15 protein-coding genes and 1 pseudogene are annotated in these 14,906 nt (G+C 71.6%); 10 read left to right on the top strand and 6 right to left on the bottom strand.

The features are described 5' to 3' along the window. Positions 1-139 precede the first annotated feature (139 nt). Positions 140-811 (top strand): ribonuclease HII, encoded by a 672-nt coding sequence (gene rnhB / locus DJ70_RS15505; protein WP_094534575.1) that lies wholly within the window; start codon positions 140-142, stop codon positions 809-811. Between the two features lie 26 nt (positions 812-837). On the opposite strand, the gene DJ70_RS15500 is transcribed toward rnhB, so the two are convergent. From DJ70_RS15500 to cofH, 5 genes are all read right to left on the bottom strand, one after another. Then, positions 838-1,821, bottom strand: a complete 984-nt coding sequence (locus DJ70_RS15500; RefSeq protein ID WP_094534573.1) for a replication factor C small subunit — start codon at positions 1,819-1,821, stop codon at positions 838-840. 61 nt (positions 1,822-1,882) lie between these two features. After that, on the bottom strand, positions 1,883-2,836 hold the full coding sequence (locus DJ70_RS15495; protein WP_094534571.1) for a DUF5995 family protein: 954 nt from the start codon (positions 2,834-2,836) through the stop codon (positions 1,883-1,885). A gap of 145 nt (positions 2,837-2,981) precedes the next feature. Continuing rightward, the gene (locus DJ70_RS15490) at positions 2,982-3,935 is read right to left on the bottom strand and encodes an electron transfer flavoprotein subunit alpha/FixB family protein (RefSeq protein ID WP_094534569.1); all 954 of its coding nucleotides are present in this window, start codon (positions 3,933-3,935) and stop codon (positions 2,982-2,984) included. Beyond that, positions 3,935-4,723 carry an electron transfer flavoprotein subunit beta/FixA family protein gene (locus DJ70_RS15485; protein ID WP_094534567.1) on the bottom strand — a complete coding sequence of 263 codons (789 nt, stop codon included), beginning with the start codon at positions 4,721-4,723 and terminating at the stop codon, positions 3,935-3,937. Before DJ70_RS15485 ends, DJ70_RS15490 begins: the two co-directional genes overlap by 1 nt. A gap of 122 nt (positions 4,724-4,845) precedes the next feature. After that, a complete protein-coding gene (gene cofH / locus DJ70_RS15480; RefSeq protein ID WP_094534565.1) occupies positions 4,846-6,231 on the bottom strand; it encodes a 7,8-didemethyl-8-hydroxy-5-deazariboflavin synthase subunit CofH in 1,386 nt (461 codons plus the stop codon). A gap of 156 nt (positions 6,232-6,387) precedes the next feature. On the opposite strand from cofH, the gene DJ70_RS15475 reads away from it, so the two are divergent. The 3 genes from DJ70_RS15475 (at position 6,388) to DJ70_RS15465 (ending at position 8,728) form a co-directional block, all read left to right on the top strand. After that, on the top strand, positions 6,388-7,038 hold the full coding sequence (locus DJ70_RS15475; RefSeq protein ID WP_094534563.1) for a LysE family translocator: 651 nt from the start codon (positions 6,388-6,390) through the stop codon (positions 7,036-7,038). Positions 7,039-7,254: 216 nt separating this feature from the next. Next, a complete protein-coding gene (locus tag DJ70_RS15470) occupies positions 7,255-8,334 on the top strand; it encodes an aminopeptidase (RefSeq protein ID WP_094534561.1) in 1,080 nt (359 codons plus the stop codon). 109 nt (positions 8,335-8,443) lie between these two features. Then, positions 8,444-8,728: an amphi-Trp domain-containing protein gene (locus DJ70_RS15465; protein ID WP_094534559.1), complete on the top strand. Its 285-nt coding sequence runs from the start codon at positions 8,444-8,446 to the stop codon at positions 8,726-8,728. Between the two features lie 23 nt (positions 8,729-8,751). Here DJ70_RS15465 and DJ70_RS15460 read toward each other — a convergent pair. After that, positions 8,752-9,280: pseudogene (locus DJ70_RS15460) on the bottom strand (response regulator). Between the two features lie 245 nt (positions 9,281-9,525). On the opposite strand from DJ70_RS15460, the gene pan2 reads away from it, so the two are divergent. From pan2 to DJ70_RS15430, 6 genes are all read left to right on the top strand, one after another. Then, positions 9,526-10,749, top strand: coding sequence for a proteasome-activating nucleotidase Pan2 (gene pan2, locus DJ70_RS15455; RefSeq protein WP_094534557.1), 1,224 nt, complete (start codon positions 9,526-9,528; stop codon positions 10,747-10,749). Between the two features lie 115 nt (positions 10,750-10,864). Further along, entirely contained in the window at positions 10,865-11,974 is a 1,110-nt protein-coding gene (locus DJ70_RS15450; protein ID WP_094534555.1) for a guanosine monophosphate reductase, read from the top strand. 143 nt (positions 11,975-12,117) lie between these two features. Further along, positions 12,118-12,663 (top strand): pyruvoyl-dependent arginine decarboxylase, encoded by a 546-nt coding sequence (locus DJ70_RS15445; protein WP_094534553.1) that lies wholly within the window; start codon positions 12,118-12,120, stop codon positions 12,661-12,663. An 82-nt stretch (positions 12,664-12,745) separates the two neighbouring features. Then, positions 12,746-14,122, top strand: coding sequence for an FAD-dependent oxidoreductase (locus DJ70_RS15440; RefSeq protein WP_094534551.1), 1,377 nt, complete (start codon positions 12,746-12,748; stop codon positions 14,120-14,122). Positions 14,123-14,237: 115 nt separating this feature from the next. Continuing rightward, entirely contained in the window at positions 14,238-14,615 is a 378-nt protein-coding gene (locus tag DJ70_RS15435; RefSeq protein WP_094534549.1) for a DUF5811 family protein, read from the top strand. 80 nt (positions 14,616-14,695) lie between these two features. Continuing rightward, a partial coding sequence (locus tag DJ70_RS15430; protein ID WP_143421059.1) for a CNNM domain-containing protein occupies positions 14,696-14,906 on the top strand: 211 nt, incomplete at its 3' end.

Genomic DNA, 14,906 nt, shown 5'->3' with positions numbered 1-14,906 from the left:
TCGCACCTCGCCCCGTTCGCCACGTCCCTCGCGGGCTCCTCGCGTCCCGTCGGGACGATCGGAGGCGCGCCGACTGCTCCGACGACCATCCGGCCGACCGATCTCAAGCTATTTGTCCGTTCCCGCCCCGGGTCGAGACGTGTACGTCGGCGTCGACGAGGCCGGAAAGGGGCCCGTGCTCGGGCCGATGGTCGCCGCGGCGGTGCGCGCGGACCCGGAGAGCCTGCCGGCCGACGTCGACGACTCGAAGCGCGTCGCCCCCGATCGCCGGCGGGAGATCGCGGCGGAACTGCGGGCGAGCGACGCGGTCGATGTCGCGGTCGCGACCGTCGAGACCGCGGCGATCGACGCGCCCGACACGGACATGAACACGCTCACCGTCCGCGGACAGGCGCGGGCGGTGCGTGGCGTGGCGCGGGCCGGCGACCGCGTCGTCGCCGACGCGGGCGACACCTCCGAGAGGCGGTTCGCGCGGCGGCTGCGGGAGTTCGTCGTCGACGCCGATACCGCCGACATCGCCGACTCCGTTGCCGTCGACGCCGCCCACGGCGCGGACGCGTCCGACCCCGTCGTCGGCGCGGCGAGCGTCGTCGCGAAGGTGGCCCGCGACGCCCGAATGAGCGCCATCGACGCGGCGTACCCCGACTACGACGGCGTCGGCAGCGGCTACCCGAGCGACCCGACGACGCGGGCGTTCCTCCGCGCGTACGTCGCCGACCACGGGGAGGTCCCGCCGCACGCCCGCCGCTCGTGGTCGACGTGTGCGGACGTGCTCGCGGCCGCGAAACAGTCCGGCCTCGACGAGTTCTGAAATCGGGTCGCTCCTTCCGATCCCTCCTACTCCTCGCGCAGCGCCAGCGCGGCCAGTAGCGCCTCGAGTTGGACCTGCTCGTTCGCGCCCTCGGCGATCCGGTAGTCGGCCTCGCCGATCCGCTCCATCAGCCGGACGGCCTCGCGCTCGTGGAGGTCGAACTCCCACACCGAGCGGTGAAGCTGGTCTATCACGTCGCCGCCGGCCATCCCGGTGTCGGTGAGCAGGGTGTCGAGCGTCGCCCGCGCCTTGGTGAAATCGCCGGCCAACGCGTCCGTCACCATCGATTCGATCTCCTCGGGGCGGGCGGTCGCCGTGATCGCGTACACCGCCTCCTCGTCGACCACCTCGCCGGTCGTCGCCGCGGCCTGAAGCGAGTTGATCGCGCGGCGCATGTCGCCGTCGGCGGCGTAGACGAGCGCCTCGACGCCGGCGTCGGTCACCTCGATCCCCTCGGCGGCGGCGATCTCGCGGGTCTGGGCGGCGACCGCCTCGTCGGCGAGTGGAGAGAAGCGGAACACGGCACACCGCGACTGGATCGGGTCGATGATCTTCGAGGAGTAGTTACACGAGAGGATGAATCGGGTGTTGTCGGAGAACTGCTCCATCGTGCGGCGGAGCGCCGATTGTGCGTCATCCGTGAGGCTGTCGGCCTCGTCGAGAAACACGATGCGGAAGTCGCCCCCGAACGACGACCGCGCGAACCCCTTGATCCGGTCGCGGACCACGTCGATGCCGCGCTGGTCGGAGGCGTTGAGCTCGAGGAAGTTCCCGCGCCAGTTGTCCTCGCCGTAGATCTCGCGGGCGATGGCGGTGGCGGCGGTGGTCTTCCCTACTCCGGCAGGACCGCTGAAAAGGAGGTGCGGCACGTCGTCCTGATCGATGTAGCTCTGGAGCCGTTCGACGATCTCCTCCTGGCCGTGAACGTCCGATAGCGACTGCGGGCGGTACTTCTCGATCCAGATCTCGCGTCCCGTCGCGGTCGCCGCCGGCGAAGACCCCTCGCTCATACACGGATCGAGGGGTCGGCGGGGTGATAAACGAACCGAGAACTCGACGGCGGGCGGCCGATCACTCGCCGGCCCGCTCGTCCGGCACCGGCGGGGGCAGCCGTCGCTCGAGCTCGTCGTGGAACGCGGTCAGCGTCAACACGCCGTCTTCGGCCTCCTTCAGCGCGCTGCGCGTCTCCGCGTCGATCCGCGGCGCGAGCACGAGCGCGGCGGCTCCGGTCGACGCGGTGTGCGTCCGCCAGCCGACGTACCGCTCGCCGAGCCACGTCGGCAGGTCGGCGAGCAGCACGGCGTTGCGCCACGCGAACTCCCGGCTGCCCTCCAGCCCGAGGAGCATCAGTCGGTCGTCGAGCGGGTCGAAAAGCGCCTCCGCGGCGGCGACGCCCGCGGCGTCGTACACCGCGACGAGCCCCTCTTGGACCGCCGCGACGAGGCGGGCGAGGACCGCGTTGATCCGGTCGTGGTCCGCCCGCTTTCGGCCGCGGTTCGGGTCGATCCCCACGTCTCGAAGCGTGTACGTGAGGTCGTAGGTGATGTGGGCGTTGATCCCCGAGAGGGCGTCCTGGAGGACGAGCCTCTCACCGCGGACCGCGGCCGCGAACCCCAGCAGCCACGCGCGGGGGACCCGCTCGAACTCGCGGCGCTCGAAGGCGACGAGCGCCCGTCGGTACCGCTCCGCGAACGCGACGAGATACGACGCGACCCACTCCGAGTCGTCGAAGGATCCGCTCTCGATCCCGTCCGCGACCGCCGCCGTCATCCGCGTGTACACCGTGAGAAACACCGCACGCCGGTCGCCGCGCTCCCGGAGGTACGCCTCGGTTCGGGTCAGCCGGTCCGCGACGTCCTCCACGGAGGCGAACGGCTCGGCGACCAGATCGAGCAGCGTCGCGTCGGAGTCGTCGTCGAGCGCCGCGGTGACCGCCTCCACGTCCACGTCGGTTCCCCGTCGGTAGGCGGCGAACAGGGCCCTGAACTCGTCGGCGGTCGGAACCGTGGCACGGATCGAGAGCATGTGGTGTGAGAGGTTGTGACGTGATGACGAGGATCGTCTTCCGCTCCGGATACACGGCCGGACGCGAAAACGCTGGCGGCGTGGCGGGGTCGGTCGCGGCGGCGGTGGACCCTCGCCGTCGCCGCCGGGTCCGCCCGCGCCGACCTCACTCGAACTCGGCGATGAGCTCGGGGACGACGTCGAAGAGGTCGCCGACGATCCCGTAGTCGGCGATGTCGAAGATGGGCGCGTTGGGGTCGGTGTTGATGGCGACGATCGTCTCGGACCCCTTCATGCCGGCGACGTGCTGAACCGCCCCGGAGATGCCGACCGCGAGGTACACGTCGGGAGTGACGACCTTCCCGCTCTGGCCGACCTGCCGGTTCTTGGGGAGCCACCCGTTGTCGACGATCGGCCGCGAGGAGGAGAGGGTCGCGTCGAGCGCGTCGGCGAGCTCCTCGACGAGCTCGAGGTTCTCCTCCTCGCCGATCCCGCGGCCGACGGAGACGAGCACGTCGGCGTCCGCGATGTCGACGTCCCCGCCGCCGACCTCCTCGAATCCCTTGACGCGCGCGCCCGACGCGGGTGCCTCGACGTCGACCGACGCCACCTCGGCGTCGCCGACGCCCTCGGCGGGGACGAACTCGCCGCCCCGCACCGTGAGACAGAACCGGTCGCCGTCGACGGCGACGCTCGTCTCGACCTTCGAGCCGTACATCTCTCGGGTGACCGTCAGGCCGTCGTCCGCGTCGTACTCGAAGCCGAGGACGTCGGTGACGAGCGGGAGGGCGAGCCGCTCCGCGACCGCGGGCGCGTAGTCGAGGCCGTTGACGGAGTTGGGCGCGAGCACCGCGGTCGGGTCGACCTCCCCGACGAGCGTCTCGACGGCGGCCGCGTAGACGGTGTGGTCGAACTCCTCGCCGTTCTCGACGGCGTGGATCCGGTCGACGCCGGGGCGGTTCAGCTCGTCCGCGAACCGGTCGACGTCGCCGGCGACGACCGCGACGTGGAGGTCGCCGCCGAGCGCGTCCGCCAGCTCCCGGCCGGCGGTGAGCAGCTCCAGCGAGACGTCGCGGAGCTCCCCGCGGCGGTGCTCGGAGACGACGAGTACGTCGCTCATTACGCCTCCACCCCCTTCTCCCGCAGGACCTCGGCAAGGCGACCCGCGGCCTCGCCGGCGTCGCCCTCGATGATCTCCGCGTCCGAGTCGCTCTCGGGTTCGTACATCTCCGTCAGCGTCAGGGCGCTCTCGACGTCGGCGGGAGCGAGCCCGAGGTCGTCCAGGTCGGTCGCGGCGATCTCCTTGCGCTGGGCCTGTCGGATCCCGCGGAGGCTGGCGTACCGCGGCTCGTTGAGCCCGGTCTGGACCGTCAACACGGCCGGGAGGTCGACCTCGGTCAGCTCCTCGATCCCGCCCTCCAGCTCCCGGTGGACGTTCGCGACGCCCGCGTCGGCGTCGAGCTCGAGGTCGTTGACGACCGCGGCGTGCTCGAACCCGATCCGCTCCGCGAGCGCGACGCCGGTCGCGCCGAAGGCGGTGTCCGCCGCCTGGACGCCGCTCAAGACCAGGTCCGGCTCCTCGTCGTCGACGACCGCCTCGAGGACGTCGACCTTCGAGGAGACGTCGGCGAAGCTCCCCTCGAAGGCGTCGTCCCACACCCGGACCGCGCGGTCGGCACCCTTCGCGAGGGCCATCCGGATCGTCTCCTCGGCACGCTCGGGGCCGATCGTGACGGCGACGACCTCGTCGGCGATCCCGGCCTCCGCGAGCTGGACGCCCGCCTCGACGGCGTAGTCGTCCCACTCGTTGAGGTCGTACTCCAGGTCCGACGCCGCGATGTCGGTCCCCTCGATCTCGAAGTCGTCGTCCGCCTCTCCGACCTCCTTCACGGTCACGAGGACTTTCATGAACGTTCCTCCGGCGGTCGTGGGGTAATGGTTTTCGAAACGTTCTCGGGCGGTTCGACGCCGGTCGGCGGCCGACCAAGGCGGGTCCGATCCGCCGCGGTCGGCGGCGGTCCGGGAGCCGATCAGTCGTCCGCGCTCGCGGGACCGCCGCCTTCGGCCCCGTTCGGGAGCATCGGCGTGCCGTCGGCACGGGGGCCGAGCCGCGGGCCGTGCGGGCCGTCGTCGGGGTCGATCCGCCGGCGCGTCCGATAGTCCGTCGACCGCTCGACGGGGGTGCGGCCGATCGCCGTGATCATCTTCACGTAGTCGTCGAACGAGCGGTACTCGCCGTACTCCCCGCCCGCGCGCTTCGTGATCTCCTCCGAGAGGACGGTACCCATGAAGTCGTCCGCGCCGCAGTTGAGCAGTTTGAGTCCGTGGGCGTCGCCGGATTTCACCCACGACGCCTGGACGTGATCGACGTTGTCGAGGAAGAGCCGCGCGACCGCGACGACGAGCTCGTCCTCGTCGCGGGAGGGGCCGGAGTCGACGACGCCCTGCCGGTACAGCGGGGTGTTCTGATGGACGAAGGAGAGGGGAACGAACTCCGTGATCCCCCCGGTCCGGTCCTGGAGGTCGCGGATCACCTTCAGGTGTTCCGCGCGGTGTTCGACCGTCTCGACGTGACCGTACATCATCGTCGAGGTGACGTCGAGGCCGGCGGCGGTCGCCCCCTCCATCGCCGCGACCCAGTCGTCGGTGCGGATCTTCCCCGGACAGATCACGTCGCGCACCTCGTCGACGAGGATCTCGGCGGCCGTGCCGGGCGCGGAGTCGAGCCCGGCTGTAGCCAGCTCGCGGTAGACGGACTCGTAGCTCCAGTCGGTGCCGCGCCTCGCGTGGTACGCCTCCTCCGGGGTCATCGAGTGGAGGTGGACGCCGCCGACCGACATCGCCGCCATCTGCTCGACGTAGGTGCCCGGGTCGGTCGCGTACGCCTCGGGCGGCCTGTAGTTCACCTCGCTCGCGGGGTCGTCGCGGGCGGCGAGGATCTCGTGGTGGTCGTCGTTCAGCGCGAACGCGGGGTGGAGCCCGGAGACCGAACACACCTCGTAGATCCCCATCTCGAGGGCGTCCTCCACCACCGCGCGCGACTCCGCCGGCGGCTTCGTGAACCCCGCGTGTTCGACGTCGCTGTCGGCCTCGAAGGCGTGGGCGGAGTCCTTGAAGTTACAGAACAGACAGCCCGTGTTGCAGGCGGTCGTGACGTTGTTGTTGAGGTTGGCGACGAAGGTGACCTCCTCGCCGACCTCCTCGGCTCGCCGGCGGTCGGCGGCCTCCAGGACGGCCTCCTTGCGGTCCGGGTCGATCCCGTCGACGTCGGTCCCCGTCGCGAGCAGCTCCGTCGCGTCGTCGACGGAGAGCCGGATCCCGTCGCGGGCCTTCGCGAGGGCGTTCTCGAACGACTGGTCGGTCGCCGGCTCGGCGAAACCGAAGTCGTCCGGGTCCAGATCGGGCTCCGTCGTCATCCCCCTATCTTCCCGGCCCCACGGATAAAAACGGGGCGGTCACGGCACCCACGGTTCGCGGAGCGGTGCCGCCGTGGGCCTCGGTCGCCCCGACGGTCCCGCCGGCCCCCGCCGGCGTCGATCGGTTTTTATTCGCCGCGATCCCTCCGGGAGACGATGGTCGTCGCCGGCTTCCCGCTCGCTCCGCCGACGTACGTCCTGTTCGTGCTGGCGGCGGCGACGCTGATCGTCACGCCCGGTCCCGACACGCTGTTCGTGCTCTCGTGCGGGATCGAGAACCGAGCCGCCGGCCTCCGGGCCGCCCTCGGCGTCACGACGGGGATCCTCTTTCACACCGCGCTCGTCGTGGTCGGCGTCGCCGCGGTGTACCGGACCGTGCCGGGGGCCGAGCGGGTCGTCCGGGTCGCGGGCGCGCTCTACCTCTGTTATCTCGGCGTCGACACGCTCCGATCGGCCGGCGACGACGCGCCGCCGACGGGCGGCGACGGCGTCCGCGAGGGCTTCCTCGTCAACGCGCTCAACCCCCAGGTCGCGCTGTTCTTCCTCGCGTTCCTGCCCGGATTCGTCGGCCGCGGCGCCGGCGCCGGCGACGCCGGGGGAGTCGGCGGCGCGCTCGCCGGAGAGAGCGGCGCCATCGCGCTCCTCGGCGTCACCTACGCCGTGCTCACGGCCGTCTACCTCGCCGTCGTGGCGGTCGTGGCCGACGGGGCCGCGGGAGTGCTCCGGGCCGAGGCGACCGGCCGCCGGCTGGACCGCGTCGCGGGTGGCATCCTGCTCCTGCTCGGCGTGTGGGTGCTGGCCGGGTGAGAGCGCGACGGCGGGCGGCTCAGCCGCTCGACCGTGGACGGTCGGGGTTGATCCGTCGCCGTCTCGCTCGCGAGTGGGTCGGGCGCCGTTCGCACGACGCGCGGCGACAGCACGAGCGGGTGGTCAGCGACGTCGCCCCGAGAGACGCCGCCGCGAGTCCCCCGCCCGGCCCGCCGCAAGGAAAACCGGTAATTCCCCTGGGCGAGAGGGTGCGGTATGGACCCACGCATCCGCGAGCACGCCGAGATCATCGCCGACCACTCGACCGGCATCGAGGCGGGAGACGACGTCGTCATCCAGCTGCCGGCCGAGGCCGAGGACCTCGCGGTCGCGCTCCACGAGATCTGCGGCGACCGCGGAGCGAACCCGGTGTACCTCAACTACTCGAAGCGCGCCGAGCGCGCCTTCAAGCGCTCCTCGGCGGAGTTCGCCGAACCGAGCCATCGGCGCGCGCTCTACGAGGAGACCGACGTGTTCGTGATCGCCCGCGGCGGGGCGAACGTCACGGAGGACGCCGACGTGGACCCCGAGACGAACGCCGCCTACAATCGCGCGATGGAGGAGGTGAAACGCGAGCGGCTCTCGAAGACCTGGTGTCTCACCCAGTATCCGACCGCCGGACACGCCCAGCTTGCGGGGATGAGCACCGAGGCGTACGAGGACTTCGTCTGGGACGCCGTCTCGCTCGACTGGGAGGCCCAACGCGCCTTCCAGGCGGAGATGGTGGAGATACTGAACGACGCCGACGAGGTGCGGATCCGGTCGGGCGAGGGGACCGACCTGACGCTCGACGTCTCGGGGAACGCCGCCCTCAACGACCACGGCGAGGCGAACCTCCCCGGCGGCGAGGTGTTCACGGCGCCAGTCCGCGACGGCGTCCACGGCGAGGTCCACTTCGACCTCCCGCTGTACCGCTACGGCCGCGAGATCGACGGGGTCCGGCTCCGCTTCGAGGACGGCGAGGTCGTCTCGCATGCCGCCGAGCGCAACGAGGACCTGCTTGCCGGCATCCTCGACACGGACGAGGGATCGCGGCGCCTCGGCGAGCTGGGCATCGGGATGAACCGCCAGATCGACCGGTTCACGTACAACATGCTGTTCGACGAGAAGATGGGCGACACCGTCCACATGGCCGTCGGCTCGGCGTACCCCGACACCGTGGGCGAGGAGAACGACCTCAACGAGTCCGCCGAGCACGTCGACATGATCGTCGACATGAGCGAGGACTCCGTCATCGAGGTCGACGGCGAGGTCGTCCAGCGCGACGGGACGTTCGCGTTCGAGGACGGGTTCTAGGGGCTCCGCGGCGACGGCGACCGCCCGGCGATCCGGGGGACGGACGCGCGGCGTCCCCGCCGCCCGGTCGGCGCATACGTTTATGCGCCGACGCGACCAACGGTGAGGTATGCCAGAGGAAGTCCTCTTCGAGTCGGAGAGCCGTCGAAGCCGCGAGGAGATCGCCTCCTACCTGCGGACCGTCGCCGACTCGCTCGAGTCCGGCAGCGCGATCACGCTCACCCGCGGCGATCAGTCGGTGACGATGGAGCCGCCCGCGCGGCCCACGTTCGAGGTGAAAGCCGAGCGGGAGGGGCCCGCCGACGGTCCCGGCGAGTTGAGCGTCGAGTTCGAGCTCGAGTGGGACGAGGGAGGCGCCGGCGACGGCGCCGGCGGCGACCTCGAGATCGAGTAGCGCCGATCGGCGACGGAGTGTCGTCAGGGCGCGTTCGTGGCTATCTCGGCGAACGCGTCCTCGGCGGAGAGGCGGTCGAGCGTCTCGTCGACCTCCGCGCGCACGTCCGCCATGCGCTCGACGAGGTCGTCGTACTCCTCGGTGTCCGTCGCCCCCGAGGCCTCGAGCGCCGCCTTCTTCGACGAGCGCGAGGAGCCCCTCGCGGGTGACGGGCTTGGTCTTGTAGTCGTCGAACGGCATGTCGACGATGTCGACGTCGGGGTCGACCGCGGTCAACATCGCGACGCGGGCGTCGTACCCCGCCGCCCGGATCTCGGAGAGCACCTCGTGGCCGGACAGGTCCGGCATCCGTCGGTCGAGGAGCACGACGTCGACGTCCGCGTCCATCTCCTCGAGCGCCCGTTCGCCGCTCGTGGCGATCCGAACGTCGTATCGGTCCTGGAGGTAGACGCGGTACAGCTCGGACAGGTCGGGCTCGTCGTCGACGGCGAGGACCGTCGGCGTCGATCGGTCGGAGGGCGCCGCGTCTCCGGTGGGGGAGCCGTCGGTCATCGCCGAACGGGCGCGCCGAGGCGGTCCCGCTCCGTCTCCGTCGACGCGGCGCGCTGTGGGCCGGTTCGTCCGCTCATGTCGGACGATGCGTATCGGGGCGGCATAAGATCCGGGGCCCGGATATCGGATCTGATACGCGGAGTGGTCGGGAGGTCGCCCGTCGCGGGCGTCGCTTACGCCGTGACCCCGTCCGTCCGCCGTGACCCAAAGGCACATTTACGCGCGTGCCGTATCGAGGCCAACGAATGTCTCATAGCCCCTCACTGCCGGACCGCCCCCGTCTCGAGCTCGATCCGGAGATGAGCGAGGCGGAACGGCTCGAGGCGATCCGGCAACACTACCGGCGGATCGTCCACGTGAACGACGAACTCGAGAACCGTCTCGAGGACGCGCAGGGACGCCGGGGCGACCTCAAAGCCGACGTCGACGAGCTGAAACGCGAGAACGAGGTGTTGAAGACCTCCTCCCTGTACATCGCCTCCGTCGAGGAGCTCACCGACGAGGGGGTCGTCATCAAACAGCACGGCAACAACCAGGAGGTGCTGACGCAGGCGGCGACCCGACTGGACGCCGACCTCCGGCCCGGCGACCGCGTCGCGATCAACGACTCGTTCGCGATCCAGCAGGTGCTCGACGACGAGACGGACTCCCGCGCGCAGGCGATGGAGGTCACGGAGTCGCCCGACGTCGAGTACGCCGACATCGGCGGGATCGACGAGCAGATCCGCGAGGTCCGCGAGGCCGTCGAGGACCCCCTGGAGAACCCCGAACAGTTCGAGACCGTGGGCGTCGAGCCGCCGAGCGGCGTGCTGCTTCACGGCCCGCCGGGGACCGGCAAGACGATGCTGGCGAAGGCGGTCGCCAACGAGTCGGACGCGACGTTCATCAAGATGGCCGGCTCCGAGCTGGTCCGGAAGTTCATCGGCGAGGGGTCCCGGCTCGTCCGCGACCTCTTCGAGCTCGCCGCCGAGCGCGAGCCCGCGGTGATCTTCATCGACGAGATCGACGCGGTCGCCTCGAAGCGGACGGACTCGAAGACGAGCGGCGACGCCGAGGTCCAGCGGACGATGATGCAGCTGCTCTCGGAGATGGACGGCTTCGACGAGCGCGGGGAGATCCGCATCATCGCCGCCACCAACCGCTTCGACATGCTCGACGAGGCGATCCTCCGTCCCGGCCGTTTCGACCGCCTCATCGAGGTGCCCGAGCCCGACGCCGAGGGCCGCGAGCGGATCCTCGAGATACACACCCAGGAGATGAACGTCGCCGACGACGTGGACGTGAGCGAGGTCGCGACGGATCTCGAGGGGTACAGCGGCGCGGACATCGCCTCGGTCGCGACGGAGGCCGGGATGTTCGCGATCCGCGACGGGCGTACCGAGGTGGTCCAGTCCGACTTCGAGCGGGCACGCGAGAAGCTCAAGGACGTCGAGGGCGCCGACGACCAGGTCATCCACTACCAGTACTGAGCGGCGGCCCGGCCGACCCCGACCGCCCGCGGGTACGGGCGATCCGCGGGCCGAAGGGGACGACCCGCGCGATTCGAGACGCTTATCGGGCAGGAGCCGTTCCGTTACCGAGGATATGAACGAGCTACGCACCGGATTGAGCTACGGAGACGTCCTCCTCGTCCCGAAACGGTCGCCGGTCGACAGTCGGAGCGACGTCGACCTCTCGACGACCCTCACGCCGTCCGTCGAACTGGATACGCCGCTCGTCTCCGCCGCGATGGACACGGTCACCGAGTCGGACCTGGCGATCGAGCTCGGTCGCTCGGGAGGGTTCGGCGTCCTCCACCGGTTCCTCACCCCCGAAGAGCAGGCGGCGCAGGTCACGCAAGTGAAAGAGGCGGGCGAGCGGGTGGGCGCGGCGGTCGGCATCGACGAGGACTACGTCGCGCGGGGTGCCGCCGTGATCGAGGCGGGCGTCGACGCGCTCGTCGTCGACGTGGCGCACGGCCACCTCGAGCGAACGCTCGAGGCCGTCGAGATCCTCGCCGGGGAGTTCCCGGACACGGACCTCATCGCCGGCAACGTCGCCACGCCCGCGGGCGTCGAGGACCTCGCCGCCGCCGGCGCCGACTGCGTGAAGGTCGGCATCGGCCCCGGCTCCCACTGTACCACCCGGAAGGTCGCCGGCGCCGGCGTTCCACAGTTGACCGCCGTCGACGACTGTGCGACGGCGGCCGAGGAGGCCGGCGTCACCGTCTGTGCCGACGGCGGGATCCGCACCTCCGGCGACGCGGTGAAGGCGCTCATGGCGGGTGCGGACACGGTGATGCTCGGAAGCCTCTTCGCCGGCACCGCGGAGGCACCCGGCGCGGTCGTCGCGGTCGACGGGACGCGGTACAAGCGCTCACGGGGGATGGCGACGACCGCGGCGGCGGAGGAGCGTGAGGACAAACGGAACGACGTCAGCGCCGACGAGGGGGTCGAGGCTCTGACCCCGTACAAGGGCCCGCTCGCCGACGTGGCAGAGGAGTTCTGTGCCGGGATCCGGTCCGGGCTCTCCTACTGCGGCGGCCATACGATCCCCGAAGCCCGCGAGGACGCCGAGTTCATCCGTGTGGCTCGAAGCGCCAGGGAGCGCGAGGGGTTCCACGCGGACCACGACTGGGAGGGAGTCGACGTGGACAGCGGGGTGAGGCGGGTCCGCGACTCCACGGTCGAGGCGACCGCCGACGGCGACGACTGACCGCCGCTCCGCGTCGCGTCCCACGACGGGGTCGCCTCCGCGGGGCGGCCGACGCCGCCCCGGCCCGTCACGTCTCCCGGCGAACCGAACCGCACGGGTCGGGTTCGTAACCCCTTAGCGCCCCGGCGGTCGATCCGTATCCGATGAACACCATCCACGTCGTCGGCGGCGTCGGCGTCGCCGACACGGCGATGGCCTCCTACGACGCCGCGCTCGCGGACGCGAACCTCCACAACTACAACCTCGTCGCGGTCTCCTCCGTGATCCCCGCCGAGGCGACCGTGACGCGGGTGGCGGCGGCGCCGGATCTGGGGCCCGCGGGAAACGCGCTCACCGTCGTGGAGGCGCGCCGGACGGTCGGGCCGGGCGACGAGGTCGACTTCCGCGAGGGCGGGCGCGCCGGCGCGGAGGACGCGGCCGACAAGCGCGCCCCCCGACGACGGCCGGACGTCGCCGCCGGGCTCGGCTGGGCGACCGGTCCCGGTCCGGGGATCTTCTACGAGGTGACCGGCGAGGACCCCGCGGCGGTCCGCGACCGGATCCGCGCCGGGCTCGACGCGGGGTCGTCGCTGCGCGAGTGGGACCTGCCCGACCGGGAGACCCGCGTCGAGACCGCGACGGCCGAGCCCGGCCGGTACACCACGGCGGTCACCGTCGCGGCGTACGGCGAGTCGGAACCGATCCTCTGAGCGTCCGTCGTCGAATCGGTCCGCCGACCCCGTCATCAAGATTGATTGGCGTCGGTCCCCGACCCCGATCCGGCCGAGACCGATGGTGCTCGAGAACGTGAGGCGGTACGACCCGGACGGGGTCACGACGCTCGGGGAGCGGGCGGTCGTCCTCGGCGGGAGCGTGGCCGGGTTGTGCGCGGCGCGCGTGCTCGCCGACGCCTTCGCGGAGGTGGTCGTGCTGGAGCGGGACCCGATCCCGGAGACGCCGACGCCCCGCGACGGCGCGCCGCAGACGCGTCACCCGCACGCCATGCTGGAGGCCAGGCGGGCGACGATCGGGGACCTGTTTCCCGGCTTCGGCGAGCGGCTCCTCGAGGCGGGCGGGCTGCTGATCGACGCCTCCCGCGAGATGCGCTACTTCGACGGCGGCGACTTCCTCGCGGACCCGCCCGACCGGTTCCCGATGTACTGTGCGAGCCGAGCGCTGTTCGAACACGCGATCCGCGAGGGGATCGAGCGGCTGCCGTCGGTCACCCAACGCGGGGGGTGTCGGTTCACGGGCTACGGGACCGAGGCGGGGGACGCGGGTCGTCGGAGCGCCGACGCGGGCGGCCGCACCGTCACGGGCGTCGCGTTCCGCGACGAGCGGGGCGATCCGACGACCCTCCCCGCGGACCTCGTCGTCGACGCGACCGGCCGCACGAGCCGGACGCCGTCGTGGCTCGAGGCGAACGGGTACGAACCGCCTCCCGTCGACGCCGTCGAGGTCGACGTGACCTACAGCACGATCCGCGTCGACCGCCCCGCGTCGGCGCGACACGCGATCGTCGTCCCGCCGGATCCGCCGCGGACGCGCGGGGCCGCCGCGATCCCGATCGAGGACGGCCGCTGGGAGGTGATCCTCCAGGGGCTCCACGGCGACGACGCGCCGACGGACCGGGAGGGGCTCGTCGCATTCGCGGAGAGCTTTCCGGTCCCCGAGATCGCCGAACTCGTCCGCGATCGCGAGTGGAGCGGGGCGGGGATCGACCGCTATCCGTTCCCCGCGAGCGTGCGCCGCCGGTACGACCGGATGGACCGGTTCCCCGACGGGCTGGTCGTCACCGGCGACGCGATCGCGAGCTTCAACCCGATCTACGGGCAGGGGATGTCCGTGGCGGCGCTCGACGCCCTGGTGCTCCACCACGCGCTCGCCGCCGGCGGCCTCGACGACCTGGCCCCGCGGTTCTTCGACCGCACGGCGTCGATCGTCGAGGCGGTCTGGCGGGTCGCCGTCGGGGCCGACTTCGCGTTCGAGGCGACCGACGGCCCGAAGCCGACCGGGACCGACCCGTTCAACCGATACGTCGACCGCCTCGTCGCGACCGCACACGACGACGGGCGGGTGACGGACGCCTACTATCGCGTCTTCCGGCTCGAGCGGGAGCCGACGTCGCTGCTGCGGCCGGCCGTGTTGTGGCGCGTGTTGACCCCCTGAGAGGGGTCCCGCGGGTCGGGCCGTCGTCGGGCGGGGAGCGGTACCGCCGCCGATCCGGGGGATCGCCGTCGCCGACGCCTTTTTGACTCGGCTCCGCCTACACCGGGTGTCTTCGATGAACGGCAACAACCCGTACGCCGGACCGCCGGGCGTCACCGACGCGGGCGAGCCCGCGCCGGTCGACCTCTCCCCGGAACAGGAACGGCGACTCAGGCGGACGGTGGCGGGGATCGTCTCCCGTACCGAATCGTATCTCCCGGACGGTTACGCGGTCGGATCGGAGCTCTCGGTCGGCACCGACGGCCCCCAGGCGACCGTCGCCGTCAATCCCCCGGCCGGTCACCCCGTCACCGCCGGATTCACGCCGGACCTCGACGAGCTCGAGGCCGGGATCGCCGACTCCGACGCCGACGAGGTCGCCCGCGGGCTGGCCGCGAGCGCCGCGATCCAGGTCATGGACGCCGTCGGCGACGTGACGCCGACCGCGAAGTGACCGCGGCGAGAGCGCCACCGACGTAGCCGCGAAGCGGGATCGACGGAAAACGTCTTGGGACGGGCCGAGAGATCTCCGGCGTGAACGGGCTCGAGATCGGTCTCCGACTGCTCGCCGGCGTCCTGCTCATCCTGGCCAACGGCTTCTTCGTCGCGATCGAGTTCGCGCTGACCCGCGTCCGACAGTATCCCGAGTCGGCGTTCGACACGCCGGGACTGCGGCGGGCCTGGGAGATGACCGAGGACCTCGAGATCTATCTCACGAGCTGTCAGGTCGGCATCTCCGCGACGA

It is taken from the genome of Halorubrum halodurans (assembly GCF_002252985.1).
GTDB lineage: Archaea > Halobacteriota > Halobacteria > Halobacteriales > Haloferacaceae > Halorubrum > Halorubrum halodurans.
Note: the sequence above shows the minus strand (reverse complement) of the source record. Positions and strands in the feature narration are given on the sequence as shown.